Source organism: Henriciella algicola (assembly GCF_003576245.1).
Lineage (GTDB): Bacteria > Pseudomonadota > Alphaproteobacteria > Caulobacterales > Hyphomonadaceae > Henriciella > Henriciella algicola.
Map to the genome: position 1 here is coordinate 35,039 of NZ_QWGA01000003.1, position 17,399 is coordinate 52,437.

15 protein-coding genes are annotated in these 17,399 nt (G+C 60.9%); 6 read left to right on the top strand and 9 right to left on the bottom strand.

The genetic code is table 11. The features are described 5' to 3' along the window. Window positions 1-121: 121 nt before the first annotated feature. The gene (locus tag D1222_RS00720; protein ID WP_182481822.1) at window positions 122-1,984 is read right to left on the bottom strand and encodes a lytic transglycosylase domain-containing protein; all 1,863 of its coding nucleotides are present in this window, start codon (window positions 1,982-1,984) and stop codon (window positions 122-124) included. A 266-nt stretch (window positions 1,985-2,250) separates the two neighbouring features. Between D1222_RS00720 and dapA the strand changes: the two genes are divergently transcribed. Both dapA and smpB read left to right on the top strand, forming a co-directional pair. Next, complete coding sequence (dapA, locus tag D1222_RS00725) at window positions 2,251-3,126, top strand: 4-hydroxy-tetrahydrodipicolinate synthase (RefSeq protein ID WP_119452334.1); 876 nt, start codon at window positions 2,251-2,253, stop codon at window positions 3,124-3,126. Between the two features lie 6 nt (window positions 3,127-3,132). Then, complete coding sequence (gene smpB / locus D1222_RS00730) at window positions 3,133-3,612, top strand: SsrA-binding protein SmpB (RefSeq protein ID WP_119378386.1); 480 nt, start codon at window positions 3,133-3,135, stop codon at window positions 3,610-3,612. Window positions 3,613-3,693: 81 nt separating this feature from the next. Here the strand turns inward: smpB and D1222_RS00735 are convergent, their stop codons facing one another. The 4 genes from D1222_RS00735 to D1222_RS00750 form a co-directional block, all read right to left on the bottom strand. Then, window positions 3,694-4,680, bottom strand: coding sequence for a threonine ammonia-lyase (locus D1222_RS00735; protein WP_182481823.1), 987 nt, complete (start codon window positions 4,678-4,680; stop codon window positions 3,694-3,696). A gap of 3 nt (window positions 4,681-4,683) precedes the next feature. Next, a complete protein-coding gene (locus D1222_RS00740) occupies window positions 4,684-5,688 on the bottom strand; it encodes a GDP-mannose 4,6-dehydratase (RefSeq protein WP_119452335.1) in 1,005 nt (334 codons plus the stop codon). A gap of 80 nt (window positions 5,689-5,768) precedes the next feature. Further along, complete coding sequence (gene galU, locus D1222_RS00745; RefSeq protein ID WP_119452336.1) at window positions 5,769-6,641, bottom strand: UTP--glucose-1-phosphate uridylyltransferase GalU; 873 nt, start codon at window positions 6,639-6,641, stop codon at window positions 5,769-5,771. Between the two features lie 68 nt (window positions 6,642-6,709). Beyond that, window positions 6,710-6,973 carry a hypothetical protein gene (locus tag D1222_RS00750; RefSeq protein ID WP_119452337.1) on the bottom strand — a complete coding sequence of 88 codons (264 nt, stop codon included), beginning with the start codon at window positions 6,971-6,973 and terminating at the stop codon, window positions 6,710-6,712. 194 nt (window positions 6,974-7,167) lie between these two features. Here D1222_RS00750 and D1222_RS00755 point away from each other — a divergent pair, with 194 nt between their 5' ends. Then, window positions 7,168-8,214, top strand: coding sequence for a mechanosensitive ion channel family protein (locus D1222_RS00755; protein WP_119452338.1), 1,047 nt, complete (start codon window positions 7,168-7,170; stop codon window positions 8,212-8,214). A gap of 139 nt (window positions 8,215-8,353) precedes the next feature. Here D1222_RS00755 and D1222_RS00760 read toward each other — a convergent pair whose 3' ends face one another. After that, window positions 8,354-9,121, bottom strand: coding sequence for an SDR family NAD(P)-dependent oxidoreductase (locus D1222_RS00760; RefSeq protein WP_119452339.1), 768 nt, complete (start codon window positions 9,119-9,121; stop codon window positions 8,354-8,356). A 57-nt stretch (window positions 9,122-9,178) separates the two neighbouring features. Here D1222_RS00760 and D1222_RS00765 point away from each other — a divergent pair, with 57 nt between their 5' ends. Genes D1222_RS00765 through D1222_RS00775 form a run of 3 tightly spaced genes read left to right on the top strand, consistent with a single transcriptional unit; the run spans window position 9,179 to window position 12,090 of the window. After that, the gene (locus tag D1222_RS00765; RefSeq protein ID WP_119453667.1) at window positions 9,179-10,306 is read left to right on the top strand and encodes a Re/Si-specific NAD(P)(+) transhydrogenase subunit alpha; all 1,128 of its coding nucleotides are present in this window, start codon (window positions 9,179-9,181) and stop codon (window positions 10,304-10,306) included. After that, the gene (locus tag D1222_RS00770) at window positions 10,300-10,671 is read left to right on the top strand and encodes a proton-translocating transhydrogenase family protein (RefSeq protein WP_407646730.1); all 372 of its coding nucleotides are present in this window, start codon (window positions 10,300-10,302) and stop codon (window positions 10,669-10,671) included. Before D1222_RS00765 ends, D1222_RS00770 begins: the two co-directional genes overlap by 7 nt. Beyond that, complete coding sequence (locus D1222_RS00775; RefSeq protein ID WP_119452340.1) at window positions 10,672-12,090, top strand: NAD(P)(+) transhydrogenase (Re/Si-specific) subunit beta; 1,419 nt, start codon at window positions 10,672-10,674, stop codon at window positions 12,088-12,090. 178 nt (window positions 12,091-12,268) lie between these two features. On the opposite strand, the gene D1222_RS00780 is transcribed toward D1222_RS00775, so the two are convergent. The 3 genes from D1222_RS00780 to D1222_RS00790 form a co-directional block, all read right to left on the bottom strand. Next, on the bottom strand, window positions 12,269-14,077 hold the full coding sequence (locus D1222_RS00780; protein ID WP_119452341.1) for a DUF885 domain-containing protein: 1,809 nt from the start codon (window positions 14,075-14,077) through the stop codon (window positions 12,269-12,271). A gap of 137 nt (window positions 14,078-14,214) precedes the next feature. Next, window positions 14,215-14,547, bottom strand: a complete 333-nt coding sequence (locus D1222_RS00785) for a hypothetical protein (RefSeq protein WP_119452342.1) — start codon at window positions 14,545-14,547, stop codon at window positions 14,215-14,217. 63 nt (window positions 14,548-14,610) lie between these two features. Next, window positions 14,611-17,262, bottom strand: coding sequence for a M14 family metallopeptidase (locus tag D1222_RS00790; protein ID WP_119452343.1), 2,652 nt, complete (start codon window positions 17,260-17,262; stop codon window positions 14,611-14,613). Between the last annotated feature and the right edge of the window lie 137 nt (window positions 17,263-17,399).

Below are 17,399 nucleotides of genomic sequence, written 5' to 3' on the forward strand. Positions count from 1 at the left end.
CAACCTCTCTCTGTTTGCTAGCACTGACCTTGGGTAGGCATTGCCCTGCCAGGATTCATGGGCCAATCCGGCTCACGGAGGCCACCCCTCGGGGGTGGCCTTTTCGTTTGCCGGTCGCTCGCTAGTACCTGCCTCTGTTGAGGTCTTCCGTCAGACGGATATCTACCGCCTCCCCGGCAATGCGCTGACGATACACCTGCGTATTCTCCAGCACGCGCTGCACATAGTTGCGCGTCTCGGCGAACGGGATGAACTCCACCCAGTCGATCGGGTCGATCTCGCCCCGGCGCGGGTCACCATATTCCTGCATCCAGCGGCGCGGACGCGACGCCCCGGCATTATAGGCCGCCGCCGTCATGATATAGCTGCCATTGAACTGGCCGAGCAGCGTGTCCAGGTGGGAGCCACCAAGGGTCATGTTGTAACCCGGGTCATCGGTCAGCCACGATGTCCGGAACGGCAGTCCGAGACGGCGAGCTTCCTCCCGCGCGGTCGCCGGCAGGAATTGCATCAGTCCCCGCGCATTGGCGTGCGACACCGCCGATGGGTTCATCTCGCTTTCCTGACGGGCGAGCGCATAGATCATCGCCCGCTCAACATTCGGTTCGCGCTGGAGCGGAAAATTCGGGATCGGGAACACTGCCTGCGGCGCGATCACATTCTTGGCGAGCCCCGCCTTTGCACCGCGCACGCCAACCTCGGGATAGAGATAGTCGTTCGCGACCTCTGACAGCAGCACATAGTCAGCCTCGGTCTCCAACGTATCGTCGATATTGTAGGCGAAACGGCGGAAATCCATTTCCTGCCCGTTCTCCGCCAACAGGATCGCCGCCTTCACCTGCGGCCGGCTCATGAACGCATTGCGCTCGGCATCCGTCACATCGGCTTCGGTCTTCAGGTAGATCCGCTGCAGGCCTGCCTTCTCAGCGGCCAGCTGGCCATAATAGACGTAGGGATACTGCGCCGCCTTCTGATAGCTCGCGGCCGCCTCGACCTGGTTGCCCAGCGCCTCATAGGTGCGCCCCTGCCAGTAATGCGCTCTGGCTTGGCTGATAGGGGTCGATGTTCCCGTTTCGAGTGCTTTGAAGTGCGGGAGCGCCATTGAAGGCTGGTTCAGATGCCGAAGCGCCGTCCAGCCAGATACCCAGGCCGCCTCAGCGAAATTCGCCCCCGAACCCATGCCATGGCGTGACCCGAGATTGTAGGCGAGCTGAAAATTGCGTTCCTGCAGCGCCTCACGGATCGGCCAGTGGCGAAGGTTCCACAGCGCATCCTGGCCCGCCGCCGGAACACCGGTGCCATCAATCTCTGCAAGCAGCGGCACCCAGTTCTCATCACGCTGACCGGCACGCTTGCGCCAGTTGGCGCGGTCGAACATCAGGCCGGGATGGTTCTGCAGGGATGCTGGTACCGCATCTACGGCTGCATCGACACCCGCTGCTCTCGCCTGCAGCCTGATCCGCGCCTCGATCAGCAGCGCCCAATCGCCTCCAACTCTCGACTTCAGTTGCGACGCCGCGGTGCGCTGGTTGGTCCAGAGCAGGAAATCAGCGCGTTTACGATGATCATCCTGGGTCAACTGGCTGCCATACTGGTTGAGCACGCTTTGGGTGATCGAACTATTCAGCGTGTTGCCGTGCCAGGCATCGCGGATAAGCTTGATTGCCTGATCGGATTGTCCCGTCCGGCGATAGGCTTCGGCCAAGGCGAATCGGCCTTCGCCGGATGCTGGTCCACCCATCTCCTCAAACCAGGCGATCTTCTGCTGATCGTTCAGCGCTGAGTCGGAAATCTGACCTTCTGCGCGCACTTGCAGCGTCGTCATAAACGGCCAGTCAGCACGCTGACGCAGCAGCACACTCATTTCGTCAAAAGACATGTTCGGGTCGCTTCGACCACGAAACCAGGTGATGAGGTCACGCACCACTGCATCGCCGGATCTGGCCTGCAGGCTTCGCACCGTAGACCAGTCCCCGCGGTCCATTGCGGACACCGCATCACGGAACAGTCTAGCCTCGGCGGTCGTTACCACACTCGACGCGGGCACCAGGTCTGGCTTAACACTCGGAGAAGATGAGGGAATCGCCACTGCAATCGGTGATGCAGTCGCCAGCATTATTGCTGCTGTAATCGCTCTGTATGTGGTAACGCCCATTAGGCCCTGCCTGTTTTCTTTTGGCTGTTGAGATGTCAGACACTTTATCGTCCAACTCAGCATATGTGTAACATAAACTTCGCGGCAAAATCACGATGTTCAATGGTTCAATTCCGGCACTAGTCACTCCGTTCCATAATGGGGAGGTCGACCGGAAAGCGTTTGCCGATCTCGTGGAGCGCCAGATCGAGAATGGCGCAGGCGGTCTTGTCCCCTGTGGCACCACTGGCGAGTCCGCCACGCTGAGCCACGCAGAACACCGCGAAGTCGTCAGCCTCTGCATCGAAGTGACAGCAGGCCGTGTGCCCGTGATTGCGGGCGCAGGCTCCAATTCGACGCGCGAAGCCATCGGCCTCGTCGAGCATGCCAAAGAAGCTGGCGCCGATGCCGCCCTTTGCGTCTGCCCCTATTACAACCGTCCGGATCAGGCTGGCCTTGAAGCCCATTTCCGCGCCATCGCGGACGCTGTCGCCCTGCCTATCATCCTCTACAACGTACCGGGCCGCACCGTTTCAGACCTTCAACCCGAAACGGTCATCCGCCTCGGCAAGCACCCGAACATTGTCGGCATCAAGGATGCGACAGGTGATCTTGCGCGCATCAGCCTTCATTCGGCTGGCCTCAAGGGCGAGCAGTTCGTCCAGATATGCGGCGAAGACCCCGTCACGCTTGGCTACCGCGCCATGGGCGGCACCGGCTGTATCTCGGTCACCTCGAACGTTGCACCGGCTGAAATGGCGAAGATGCACAAGGCCATGGATGAGGCTGATCTAGAGACCGCACGCGAGATCGAAACCCGCTTCATCGCCCTCCACAAGGCACTCTTCTGCGCGCCATCACCAGGGCCCGCGAAGTTCGCACTGTCGCGCCTTGGCCTCTGCAGTGACGAGGTTCGCCTGCCGCTTGTCGCGCCAGATGATGCAGCCCGTCGCAGGATTGAGGCTGCAATGGAGATCGCAGGCCTTATATAGCCTCCCATGTCAAAGAAGAGCCAGATCAAGGGTCGCTCGGACGGCCTCGTTGCGGAAAACCGCCGCGCCCGCTTCGACTATCAGGTCGAGGACACGCTGGAGGCTGGCCTGCAGCTGCAGGGCAGCGAAGTGAAATCGCTGCGGAACGGCCGCGCCAATATCGCAGAGTCCTATGCAGCCGTTGAGGAAGGCGAACTCTGGCTCGTGAATGCGGACTTCCCGCCCTATGAAGGCGCAAACCAGTTCAATCACGAACCCAAACGCCGCCGCAAACTCCTCGCCTCAAAGCGCGAGATCGCAGAGCTGTCCCAGAAAGTAGAGCGCGCAGGCCGCACAATTGTCCCGCTAAAACTCTACTTCAACGACCGTGGCATGGCGAAACTGCTCATCGGTCTCGCAACCGGTAAGAAGGCGCCCGACAAGCGCGAAACCGCCAAGAAACGCGACTGGCAGCGCGAGAAGTCCCGCATCCTGAAAGAAAACTAGGTAGACGCGATCCGATTGCCGCCTCCCCAACGAAAGTTGGGGCCTATGGCGGCTGGATTGAAATTGAACGACGCCTATCGGCTAGCCCGCAAAGATCCGCGCATACTGCGCCGGATCAACATTGCCGCCTGACAGCACAACGCCGACTGATTTGCCCTTCGCCGCTTCCGGCAGGTCGAACAGGGCGCAAGCGAGCGCCGCTGCGCCGCCCGGCTCGACAACCAGCTTCAGGTGCCGGAACGCGAGCCGCATCGCTTCCTCAATCTGATTGTCGCCAACAGCACACCCACCTGCCAGCGAGTCACGACCCAACGCCCAGGTCAGGTCCCCTGGCGACGGTGTCAGGATTGCATCGCAAATCGAGCGCGTGCCCGGGGCATTCACCTCAATCCGGTCTGCCGCCAGCGAACGCCGCCAGTCATCATGCGCTTCAGGCTCTGCTGTCCAGATCGCGACATCAGGGTCAAAGTGCCGGTAACCCAACGCCAGCCCGGTAATGAGCCCCCCGCCGCCTGCACAGCAGATGATATGATCGAGCGGCGTGTTCGCGTCGCGCATCTGCTGACCGAATTCGACCCCGGCGCTCCCCTGCCCGGCGATGATGTACGGATCATCAAAACTCGGCACGAGCGTCGCGCCGCGCTTTTTGGTCTCTTCAGCCGCGATCTCCTCGCGGCTTTCGCTGTCGCGATCATAAAGCCGGATTTCAGCCCCGTCGCGGCGCACGCCTTCGACCTTGATGGCTGGCGCATCTGACGGCATGACGATCAGCGCTGGCATCCGGAAGTTCTTTGCCGCTCTCGCGACGCCTTGCGCATGATTGCCTGAGGAGAAAGCGACGACGCCGTTCTTCCGTTCTTCAGGGCTCAGCTGCAGCAGCCTGTTGGTCGCGCCCCGGATCTTGAAACTGCCCGTGACCTGCAGATTTTCACATTTAAACCAGAGCTTTGCGCCCGCAACCTCATCCAGCGCATCATTGCGCAGGACGGGCGTACGCAGCACATGCCCATGAAGCCGCCGGGCCGCATCGAGCACATCCTCACTGGTCGGAAGCGCCCCCAACGACATGGTCTAGTACCCCTGCCGGAGCGCCGGACCCGCCGCAACGCGCTGCGTCTTGAACCAGTCCGCAAACTGCTGAAGCCCCTCTTTCAGGCTCACCTTCGGCTCATAGCCATAGTCGGCCTGCATGCGGGAAATATCGGCGCAGGTTTCGGTAACATCGCCGGGCTGCATCGGCTCCAGTGCCATACGCGCTTTCTTGCCTGTGACCTCTTCGATGGTCTCAATGAACTTCAGCAGCTCCACGGGCTGGTTGTGCCCAATATTATAAAGCTTGTGCGCGCGCTGCCCCTCCACGAACACGGCACGCCGCGTGGCAATCGCTTTCAGACCGGCCACGGCATCCGCGATATAGGTGAAGTCACGCTTCATCTTGCCGCCATTGAATACGCGGATCGTCTCACCGCGCAGGATGCGGTCAGTAAACGACCAATACGCCATGTCAGGGCGCCCCCAGGGGCCATACACAGTAAAGAAGCGCACCCCGATCTGGGGAATGTCATAAAGCTTGGCATAGGCCTGGCTCATCAGCTCATCGGCCCGCTTCGTGGCAGCGTAAAGCGAGACCGGCCTGTCGACATTGGCGTCTTCGCGGAACGGCGCCACCGCATCATCGCCATAGACAGAACTCGATGAGGCATAGACCAGCATCGGCACTTTTGCCGCCCGGCGGCAGAATTCCAGCATCGCAAGATGCCCGGTCAGGTTGGACTGGGCATAAGCAAACGGGTTCTCCAGCGAATAGCGAACGCCCGCCTGCGCCGCGAGATGGATCACCCGGTCGATCGAATCGCGTTCAGGCAGTCCAAGCAGCTTTTCATGGTCGGAAATATCGAGCTTGCGGAACGAGAAATTCTCATGAGCCTGCAGCTCATACAGGCGTGCCTGCTTCAGCGCCGGGTCGTAATAGGCATTGAGATTGTCGAGTCCGATGACTTCATGGCCGTCGCCCAAAAGCGCTCCGGCAATTCGTGATCCAATAAAACCGGCGACGCCAGTTACAAGAAATCTCATCCGCTCACCTCGCGCGAACCGCTATAGCCAGTCGCGCAAATGAGGGAAAGGCACGGGCTGCGCTCGACAGCGCCGACGGCTCACCCGCCCGAATACTTTTTCAGGATGGCCCTGGCATCTTCTGCCGTTTCGGAGTGCTCCAACGCATGGGCGACGCAAGCTTCGAAATAACCGGTCTTGGAACCGCAATCGAACTCCTCGCCATCAAACTCGTAGGCGTGGAAGGCTTGCGTTTCCATCAGGCGCACCATCGCGTCAGTGAGCTGGATTTCACCGCCGGCCCCTTTGCCTTGATCCTCCAGCAGGCCAAAGATTTCAGGCTGCAGGATGTAGCGACCGGTAATCTTGAGGTTCGAGGGCGCATCCTCGCGCGCTGGTTTCTCGACCATACCGCTCATCTCGATAAGGCGCCCATCACGCGACTTCGGTGTGATGACCCCGTAGGACGAAACCTGCTCTTCGGGCACCGGATTTACGGCGATGACATTTCCACCAACCTCATCATAAGCGCTGACCATCTGCGCCAGCGCGGAAGGCTCTGCGCGCAGAATCACATCCGGCAACAGCACCGCAAACGGTTCATCTCCGATGATGTCCTTGGCACACCACACCGCGTGCCCAAGCCCCAGCGGCGATTGCTGACGGGTAAAACTCGCGGCACCAGGCGGCAGCTTGGTGCGCTGAAGGTCTTTCAGGATATCGGCTTTTGAAGACTTGGACGCAAGGGTCTGCTCAAGCTCAAAAGCCTCGTCGAAATAGTCCTCGATGGCATGCTTGCCGCGCCCGGTGACGAAGACGAAATGCTCGATCCCGGCTGCGCGGGCCTCATCGACGACGTATTGCAGCACAGGCTGGTCGACGACCGTCAGCAGTTCCTTCGGAATAGACTTCGAAGCTGGCAGGACGCGGGTTCCATGGCCTGCAACAGGCAGCACGGCTTTTCTGACTTTCATTCGGACTCTTTCGCATTCAACTTCTCTAGCAATCATATTGCCCGCTCAGCCGATTGCCAGAGAAAGCGCTAGGAAATCGCGTTAAAGAGGAAAAAGCCCATCACCATGGTCAGGCCAGAGGCCGTGACCAGCGCTTGGGCAATCTGACGAAACGTCGACGCACGCACTTGGGGCGCGAGGCGATTCTGCAGATCGTCCTGAAGCTGACGCGCCGGTGAGTGCGAGCCGTCATGACGCTCATAGCATGCCGCTTCCGGGCGTGAACCAGCGGCAGATTCCTGCTCACTCGCACCGGTTTGCGGGTCTGAAAACGTCTTGCGCTCTGCGGTCATCTTGCCACCTTTCAATGGGCCTTGGATGTCTCACGACGCCCCTAACGAAGCCCTAAACTCCGCTTCCAAATTGACCGCATTGCACGGATGGCAGGCAGATTCTGCGAATTGCGGCCGATCTTCCGCAGGTTCGAAACATGCCTCTGCGGCTCGCGTTAGTCTGCCAACACTCACCGCGCGAAACGAGGCAATTGATGACGACCCGAAAGTTGAGCCGTTGGGAATGGATCGCGCGGCTGCGCACGCCCGTCTTCATCCTCCTTTGCGCCGCTGGCCTGGTTGCCGGCGCCGAATATCTCTGGCCCGATACCGATTATGTCGGCGCGACCTTGATCACCGCGCGCTTTCTGACAATTGCGGCGGTCGGCTGGGCGGCGACGTCTCTCGCTGATCTTGCCATCAAGCGCCGCATGTCACGGCTGGACATTGACGCCGCGGACAATTTCCTCGCCCGCAAATCTGCAACCCGCCTTGATGTCATGCGGCGGGTCATCGTCGTTCTCGGCGCCATCGCAACACTCGCCTGCGCGCTTGTTGTCGTGCCCTGGGCGCGACAGCTCGGTGTGTCGCTCCTCGCCTCAGCCGGTATCGTTGGTATTGCTGTCGGTCTTGCCGCACGCCCGGTCCTCGCCAACCTCATCGCCGGCATCCAGATCGCCTTCACCCAGCCCATCCGCATTGAGGACGCTGTCGTCGTCGAGAATGAGTGGGGCTGGATTGAGGAGATCGACCTTTTCTACGTCGTGATCCGCATCTGGGACCGTCGCCGACTGATCGTGCCGCTCACCCATTTCATCGAAAAGCCCTTCCAGAACTGGACCCGAAAGACCGGGACGATCATCGGCTCTGTCTACTGGTGGCTCGACTACCGCGCCCCGGTCGCGAAAATGCGCGACAAGCTTCAGGAGATACTGGACTCTACCGACCTTTGGGACGGCGAGGTCTGCAACCTCCAGGTTTCCGAAACCGACACGATGACAATCCAAGTCCGCGCGCTGGCCACCGCCAGCACCAGCCCCCGCGCCTGGGACCTTCGTTGCTATATCCGCGAGCAGATGATCAACTGGCTACAGGCCGAACACCCCGAAGCCTTCCCGCGGATCCGCGCCCGCGCCGAAGTCGCCGCCGACGAGCCGATGAGCTTCGCCCCGCCGCCAAAGCCGTCCGATATCGAGCTTGGCGATCAGTCCCTCGACGGCAGCGAACACCTTCCGGCGGATCAGCCGCTCCCGAAGGCTTGAGCCTAAGCTCTCAACAGCCGCCTCCCCACCGAAAGGTGGGGCCCATGGCGGCTGGGTGGTCAGCTCTCAACCGCCATAGATCCCAGCTTTCGCTGGGAAGACGGCCGAGGCGCGTGCGCAACGGATAAGGGCTCCAAACCTAAAGCGTATTCACCGTATGCCCGCCATCGACCACGATGGTCGCGCCCGTCATATAGCTACCCGCATCGGACGCGAGCAGTAGCAGCGCGCCAGCCAGTTCACCATGCTCACCAAAGCGTTTCATCGGGATACGCTTGCGCATCTTGTCGCCCGCTTCGCTGTCGAGGAATTCGTCGTTGATGTTGGTCTTGTAATAGCCAGGCGCGATTGCGTTCATACGGATGCCGTAGCGGGCCCCTTCAAGCGCCATGACGCGGGTCATGTGATCCACTGCCGCTTTTGACGCTGCATAGGCTGAGATGAAGTATTGCGGGCGCAGCGCGGTAATCGATGCGATATTGATAATGGAGCCGGGCTTGCCAGCATCGATCAGCGCATTGGATGCCGCTTTCGCCACCCGCCAGACGCCGTCGACATTGGTCTCCATGACCGAGCGCCACTCTTCCTCGGTGATCTTCGTGTACCAGTTGTCGCGCGAAATACCCGAATTGTTCACGATGATATCGCACGGCGCGCCAAGCTTTTCCTGGATCTTTGCGAAAGCCGATTCGACGCTTGCCGGGTCCGTCACGTCCATCGCAACCGCGAGCGCTTCCCCGCCCTGCGATTTGATTTCATCGGCCAGCGCCTCAAGTTTCTCAAGGCGCCTCGCAGCGAGCACGACTCGCGCCCCTGCTTGCGACAGGGCCCGTGCGAAACTTTCACCAAGGCCGCCGGACGCTCCGGTAACAAGCGCCGTTTTTCCGTTGAGTTTGAACAATTCCATGCCTCGCCTTTCGACTTACTATTGCTTTCACGCAAAATTTTTCCGATCACTCGCGCCATGAAGCTGACAATTCTGAAAGAAACAAGTCCGGGAGAGACGCGCGTCGCGGCAACCCCGGAATCGGTGAAGAAGCTTGTCGGCCTCGATCACACCGTCACCATTGAATCTGGTGCCGGTGTGGCCGCTGGCTTTCCGGACAAGGCTTTTTCAGATGAAGGTGCCACCATCGCAAGCTCCGCTGGCGAAGCGCTGCAGGGGGCCGATCTGCTCCTCAAGGTCCGCGCGCCGAGCGCAGAGGAAGCGGGCAGCTATCCTGAAGGGCTGACAGTCATCGCGCTGATGAACCCGTTCGGCATGGGCGACCTTCTGACTGCCTTCAACGGCAAGAAGCTCAACACGCTCGCCATGGAGTTCACCCCGCGAATCACACGCGCCCAATCCATGGACGCGCTTTCATCCCAGTCGAACCTCGCTGGCTACCGTGCCATGATCGAAGGCGCGACCCTCTATGGCCGCGCGCTTCCGATGATGATGACCGCCGCAGGCACGGTTGCCCCGGCCAAGGTCTTTGTCATGGGCGCAGGCGTTGCAGGCCTTCAGGCGATCGCGACGGCCCGCCGTCTCGGCGGCGTGGTCACGGCAACGGATGTTCGCCCGGCCGCCAAGGAACAGGTCGCCTCGCTCGGCGCGAAGTTCATCGCGGTCGAGAATGACGAGTTCAAGGAAGCCGAGACCGCTGGCGGCTACGCCAAGGAAATGTCTGACGACTACAAGAAGCAGCAGGCAGAACTGACGGCGACCCACATCGCCAAGCAGGATATCGTCATTACCACCGCCCTCATTCCGGGCCGTCCGGCCCCGGAACTGGTGACCGAAGAGATGGTGAAGGCAATGAAGCCCGGCGCCGTCATTGTCGACATGGCAGTCGCCACAGGCGGTAATTGCAAGCTGTCCAAGCCTGATGAAGTCGTCGATGTGAACGGCGTGAAAGTCGCTGGTTTCTCAAACCTGCCCGCACGCCTTCCGGCCGACACCTCCTCGCTCTACGCCAAGAACCTCGTCGCCTTTCTGCCGCTGATTACGGCTGAAGATGGATCGCTCAATCTCGAGACCGATGACGAGATCGTTACCGCGATGATCCTCACCAAGGCCGGCGAAACCGTGAATGAAAGGCTGAAATCATGAAAGCCATCCCAGTAGCTCTTTCGGCCTTTGCGCTGGCCCTGCCAGCCCATGCTGCCGAAATCACAAACCTCAACCCGACGGTATTCCTGGCGGCGATCTTCGCGCTCGCCTGCTTTGTCGGTTACTATGTCGTCTGGTCGGTTACCCCGGCCCTCCACACCCCGCTCATGGCTGTGACCAATGCGATCTCTTCTGTGATCGTGGTCGGCGCCATCGTGGCAGCAGCTTCGTCTGGCCTGATCAATGGCGGCTGGACCGCCAAGATCCTCGGCGGCGTCGCTGTCGCGCTTGCCAGCGTGAACATCTTCGGTGGCTTCATGGTCACCCAGCGGATGCTCGCCATGTACAAGAAGAAGGGGGAATAAATGGAACAGTTCACCAACACCTGGGCCCCGCTTCTCTATCTTGTCGCGGGCATGCTCTTCATCCTCGCGCTACGCGGGCTTTCCAGCCCGGCCACGGCGCGCAAAGGCAACCGGAACGGCATTGTCGGCATGGGCATTGCCGTCGCCACGACGATTGCCCTCCTCTGGCCACAGCTTGATGCTGTCACATGGGGCATCCTCATCGCAGGTGCCGCCATAGGCGGTGTAATCGGCGCGATCATCGCCCGCCGCATCCCGATGACGGCGATGCCGCAGCTGGTTGCTGCCTTCCACTCACTGGTCGGTATGGCCGCCGTGCTCGTCGCGGCAGCCGCGCTCTATGCGCCAGCTGAATTCGGCATCGGCACAGTCGGCAACATTGCCACTGTCTCGCTGATTGAACTCGCTGTCGGCTCGGCCATTGGTGCGCTGACCTTTACTGGCTCGGTGATCGCCTTCGCCAAGCTCAACGGCAACATGTCTGGCTCGCCCATCCTGCTGCCAGCGCGTCACCTGCTGAACATCGCCCTCGCCGTCGCCATCGTAGCGCTCGTCGTCGTGCTCATCATGTCCAGCGGCAGCGCGACCTGGGCGTTCTGGACGCTGACCGTCCTCGCCTTCGTCCTCGGCATCACGCTAATCATCCCGATTGGCGGCGCGGACATGCCGGTCGTCGTCTCCATGCTCAACTCCTATTCCGGTTGGGCTGCGGCGGCGCTTGGCTTCACGCTTGGTAACTTCGCGCTGATCATTACCGGCGCGCTCGTTGGCTCGTCAGGCGCGATCCTTTCCTACATCATGTGCAAGGGCATGAACCGCAGCTTCATCTCGGTCATCCTTGGCGGCTTCGGCGCTGACGATGATGGCGGTGCGTCTGCCGGTGCGCAGGTCGACCGCCCGTTCAAGCAGGGCTCTGCCGACGACGCAGCCTTCATCATGAAGAACGCGTCCAAGGTCATCATCGTGCCGGGCTATGGCATGGCGGTTGCCCAGGCACAGCACGCGCTGAAGGAAATGGCAGAACTGCTCAAGGAAGAAGGCGTCGAAGTGAAGTACGCCATTCACCCTGTTGCGGGCCGTATGCCGGGCCACATGAACGTGCTGCTCGCCGAGGCACAGGTGCCGTATGACGAGGTGTTCGAACTGGAAGACATCAATTCCGAGTTCAACACCTCTGACGTCGCCTTCGTGATCGGTGCAAACGACGTGACGAACCCGGCCGCGAAGACCGACCAGACCTCGCCAATCTACGGCATGCCCGTCCTCAATGTTGAGGATGCTGGCACGGTCCTCTTCATCAAACGCTCCATGGGCTCCGGTTATGCCGGCATCCAGAACGAGCTCTTCTTCAAGGACAACACCATGATGCTGCTGTCCGACGCCAAGAAGATGGTCGAGAATATCGTGAAGGCCCTGTAGGGCTCTCGGAAACCATCAAAACAAAAGCCCGGCCGCACTGGCCGGGCTTTTTCTTGTCCTCCGTTTCCGAAGATACCTGCGAAGGCAGGTATCCAGAGTGCATCGCCCGCATCTCTCGATCCCGGAAACGGAGCTCCTTGGACCCCTGCCTGCGCAGGGGTCTCCGGAACGAAGTGTCCTACTCCCCGAACACTGCGCGCGCTTCCTCCTCGTCCATCATGGCTTGACGGACCTGCGGGATGTTCGGGCCGCCATAGGACAGGAATTCGTCGTGAAATTCCTTCCAGCCTTCGGTGCCTGTCGCGTCCGGATAGTTCGCCGCAACCCAGTCATTGCGCAGCTTGCGGATCATCAGCTTGCCCATCGTGTAATTGAGATAGGCTGGGTCATACGTGCCGCGTGCGGCCTGCTGCAGCGCGTTGCCGCGGTCGATATAGCACTCCTTGCGGAACAGCTCGTAGCTGTCATCGACGCTCCAGCCCTGCGTATGCAGGCCAATCGTCGAGAGGTAGCGGCAATTGCGCAGCAGTGCGTTCGACAGCTGGCCGATCTTGGTTTCCGGGTCGCCATCATGCAGGCCCGCATCCAGCATCATCTCTTCGGTATAGTGCGCCCAGCCCTCAGCGAAGGCGTAGCCGACAAACATCTGCCCGAAGACCGAATCAGAGCGGTTGGCATGCAGGAAATTCAGGAAGTGGCCCGGCCAGACTTCGTGGATCGTCGTGCCGAGAAGGTCCATCTTGCCCGGAATGTATTCGGCGCGCGTCGCCTCGTCCCAGCTCGGGTCTGGCGGTGAGATGTAATAGACCGACGGCATGCCTTCTTCATAAGGCCCCGGAATGGAAATGTAGGCTGAGTTCTGCCGGCGATAGGGCGGCGACTCCGTGACCAGCGCTTCCTCGGTGCCCGGAATGGAGACAATGTCCTCATCGATCAGGAACTGCTTCAGCGCAGGCAGCGAGTCGCGCGCTTCCTGCACCGGGCCATTCTCCGGCTTGTTCGCCGCCATCTTGGCCATGCAGTCAGCCATGTTCGCGCCCGGGGCAAACACCGCGCAGGCTTCGGCCAGCGCATCCTGATTGGCCTTGAGGTCAGCCCGCCCGATGGCTTCCAGCTCTTCGAGCGAGATGCCAACGCCTTCGGTCAGCGCGATCATATCGGCGAATTTCTCTTGCCCGAGGGCATAGCCATCCTCGGTGCCCTCTTCGCTCTCGATATAGTCGGCAACAGAGCGCATGGCGGCCGCCGCTTCTGCGACTACAGCGTCATACTCGGCGATCAGCGCTTCGTCCTCAACCTCGGCAAAGGCATCCCTCGCGCCGGTCTCATAGTGGTCCGCCAAGCCATTAAAGCCTGCGGTGCCCAACTTCACATAGGTCGCCGGCATTGGCAGCTTCAGATTGGCTTTCGCCTGCGCAGCGGCCTCAGGGACGTTCTTTGCGTACGCGATGAACGCCTTCATCCGCGTTTCAGCGTCCGCATAGGGCCGCGCCACATAGACGCTCGGGCCAAGCGGGCCGAGATAGAAGCTCGGATTGAGATGCGGCTGGTCAGCTTCGGTGAGCCAGAACAGCTCACCCTTCATCGTGTTGATCAGATACTGGCGCTCGAATGCATCGGCCTCACTGAGGCTGCCTGCATCCATTTCTTGCGCAAGCTCAATCGCGAACTGGCGAAACAGGATCTGCGCTTCGAGGCCCGCATCGCTCCAGTCTGGCAGCTGGCCGTCAAACTCGTGGCGCCCCTGGCTGACGGCGAAAGTCGGGTTGAGCTCGAAATAGCCTTCGAGAAAGCTCTCCATATAGCTGTCCCATGAGAGCCCCTCGGCGTTCAGCTCTGCAAAGTCGCTTACGCTCGTGAGGATATCTGCCTCGCCAGAAACAGAGGCATTTGCCGTTTCACCCGCCGCGCCGGTCTCAGGCGTCGCGCAGCCAGCAAGGACGAGCGTCAGCGCAGACGCGGCGAACATAAGGGGCTTCAGTGTCATGGGGGTCTCCTCAATAGACAGGACCGCCAAAGCGGCAGCCATTCAGCAGTCGGGGTGGTGCGAACATCACCACGTCTGAGCCCGCATCGCAAACACGAAAAAGCCCGGCACTCTGGCCGGGCTCTCTCAATTCGCTTCTAGCGTTTGGGGTCTTCCACATCCGGGTCGACCACCGAATAGGCATCTTCCAGAAGGTGCCCATCCGGCTTTTTCTTCAGCGCCGCATGGCCTTCAATCGTCTCGCTCGATGCATCGTCATGGTCATCATTCGGTACATTCGGCAGGCGCTCATCCTCCATATCGACGACGAGGTCGGCGTCATGGTCCTGCTGGTCGGCTATGGGTGAACCTTCCTTGTAACCGGCAGCTGCGGTGGACTGATCTTCCACATCTTCGCCTTTGCGAAAGCCCTCGCCATAGCCGCGCTGACGTTCAACTTCTTCAACTCTCTGATGGTCGCGCTCACTCATCGCGGGTCTCCTTTGTGACTGTTCACAAAAGAAACGGGCAAGGCGTGAGCGCGGTTCCAATCGCTAGCGCGTATGCGCAGGCCCAAAGAGCACGGCATTCACCAGAAGCAGGTTCAGACCGTCGAGATAGGCGCGCGTCACCGGGCTTTGCGTGAAGGCGATCACCACGCCAGCGCCCTGCTGCTCTGCCATCAGATACGGCTTGTAGGCAAGCTGTGCCCGGTTCTCTTCCCAAAGATAGCCGCTCGCCACCAGCTCATCGGCGGCCGCATAGCGAAACACATTGGCGCCGTCGGCATCATTGAGAGGTCGATAGATGGTTGAACCTTGGTAGAGCGCCACTGCCTCCTCATAGCCGGACGACAACCAGTGATCGGTATCGGCGATCACATTCGCCAGAACGCCTGGCACGCTGTCAGGTCGCGCGGTCTGGTTCGCCGTAACCGCGTCATAATCCTCATCGCTCTCGATCAGCAGGCCAGAGGCAGGCGCTTCCTCACCATCGTTGCGCTTATCTTCCTCGGCGAGATAGGCCGTCTCCGCGCGCGCAGAGAGCAGCTTGTCATCACCGCTCGTCAGCGCTCCAAGTGCGCCTTCAAACCCGATCAGCACTCCGCCATTGCGGGTAAAGGTCGCGATGGCCGACTTCCCGGCCACCCCAAGCTCACCTTCAAAGCCCCAGCCGGCATCCGGCAGGATCAGCACGTCATAGCGGCCAAGATTGGCGCGCGGCAGCGTGCCGACTCGGATCGGCGCGACCGGAATACCAAGCTCCCGCTCCAGCACAAAGCGCGCCGCGCCAGCATCCGTCGCGCTCGTCCCCTCGCCCCAGGCCATGGCGACTTTCGGCATGGTCAGGGCGACGAACTTGTCGCTGCCATAGTTCGGGCCATCCTCGACCCAGCTAGACTGCAGCGCCACATATTCAGCGCCTATCTCCGTCGCGAGCCCGTTCAGCGTGGTCGCTAGGTTGCTTTCATTCGCCGCCAGCGGGAAGACCACTGACCCGCGCGGATATTCACGCCCATCGACCGTAAACGCCTCGGTCGTCGCGCGGCCCGTCAGACCAGCATCCAGCGCGCTGAGCACAAGCTTTGCCTGCCCCGCATCGCTCCAGGGCACGACATAGCCATACGCCGCATTAGACGCCGTCAGCGCGGTGACCGGATCGTCGGCGCTCACCATGCTCGCATTGAAAACATTCACCTGCCCGCAGGTCCGGCTCGTCACGCCTTCCATCAGCGGCATGGACCAGGCGGTCACATCATAAAGCTCATGATTGAGGCCTCGGTCGCGGCGCGATTCCTGCTCGTCGACAAAGTCTTCAGGAAGGCTCGTATCCTCGCTCAGCAGCGTCGTGATCCGTTTGCCGGATGGCTGCGCGCGGTCGACCACTAGCGCCCCGTCAGGATAGCGCACGCCGCAAGCCTGCGCGCCGGGCGACAGGCGCTGAACGGTTATGTCCTGCGCCGCTAGCTTGCGGCCAAGCTGCTCTGCCTGCCAGCGGCGGTCGGACAAATCGAACACAAAGTACCGGTCACTCGCGCCTCGTGCTTCAGCGGCGGCTTCACGCCGGTAGGATGCGAAATCATTCAGGAAAAGCGACTGGTTGTTCGCAACCACTTCCGCCGTCGACAGCGTCGCCACAAAGTGCTGCTCCACGCCCTGCTTATAGGTCAGCACATCGCCGGTAGAGCGTTCATAGGCGAGCCCGCGCGCAGAGCCTTGCTCATAGGTCATCGCGATCGCCCCGCCGAGCGTTGGCCACATGTCGCCATAGCCCGGATAGAAGGCGTCAAAGACCTCGCGGGTAAAATAGTCATAGCCACGCTGGTCGAACCAGCGGGCATGGTTGCGCCCGATCAGGACCTGTTTTTCCTTCTGGGCTTCAGTGATGTTCGGATTGAACGGGTCGGCAGCTGGGGCGAAGAAATAGCTCTCATCCCCGCCCATTTCGTGCGCGTCGACCACGACCACCGGATGCCATTCCAGCATGCTCGACACCCGGCCCCGCGTTTCCGGCTGGGACAGGGTGAACCAGTCACGGTTCATGTCGAAGAGATAGTGATTGAAGCGCCCGCCCGGCCATGGCTCATCATGCTCGGCGGTGTAGCGGTCCGCAAAAGGCGTGATCCCGCGTGCCGCCTCGAAACTGTTGGTAAAGCGCGCCCGCCCGTCCGGGTTCTGCATAGGGTCGATCACGACGATCGTATTTGACAGGATCGTATCCACTGTCTGGTCGCCCTCTGCCGCCAGCAGGTGATAGGCGAGCGCCAGGCCCGCATCCGTGCTCGAAATCTCATTGCCGTGGACGCCATAGGACAGCCAGACGACCGCAGGCGTCTCATTGATGAGGGAGCTGCGCTCGCCCGCCGACAGCTCACCAGAGGCAAGGCGGCTCATATTCGCCTTGATCTCATTAAGGCGCGCCAAGTTCTCCGGCGAAGAGATCACCGCATAGAAAAGCTCCCGGCCTTCCCAGCTTTCCGCATAAGGCGTGATCTGCATGCGGTCAGGCGCCGCTTCGGCCAGCGCCTCCATATAGTCGCGCGCTTCGGTGACAGTAGAAATCTCATCGCCCGGCGCATGGCCTGCGACCTCTTCCAGCGTCGGGATGGATGGGTCAGCCTGAATGTTCAGAAAGCTCTGCGCCTCGGCGCTCCCTGCCATGACGGCGCTGCAAAACCCTGCTGCGGCAATCACCCAAGTCTTCATGTCAGCCTCCCCGGCACATCTACTCAAATCCAGTTCGCGCCAGCTAAAGCCGACGCAGGACGCCGCATCAAGTCACACCTCGTTGAATTGAACCGGCCACCTGCGTTTGCCTCAGTTTGCGTCACACGCCCGCCTGC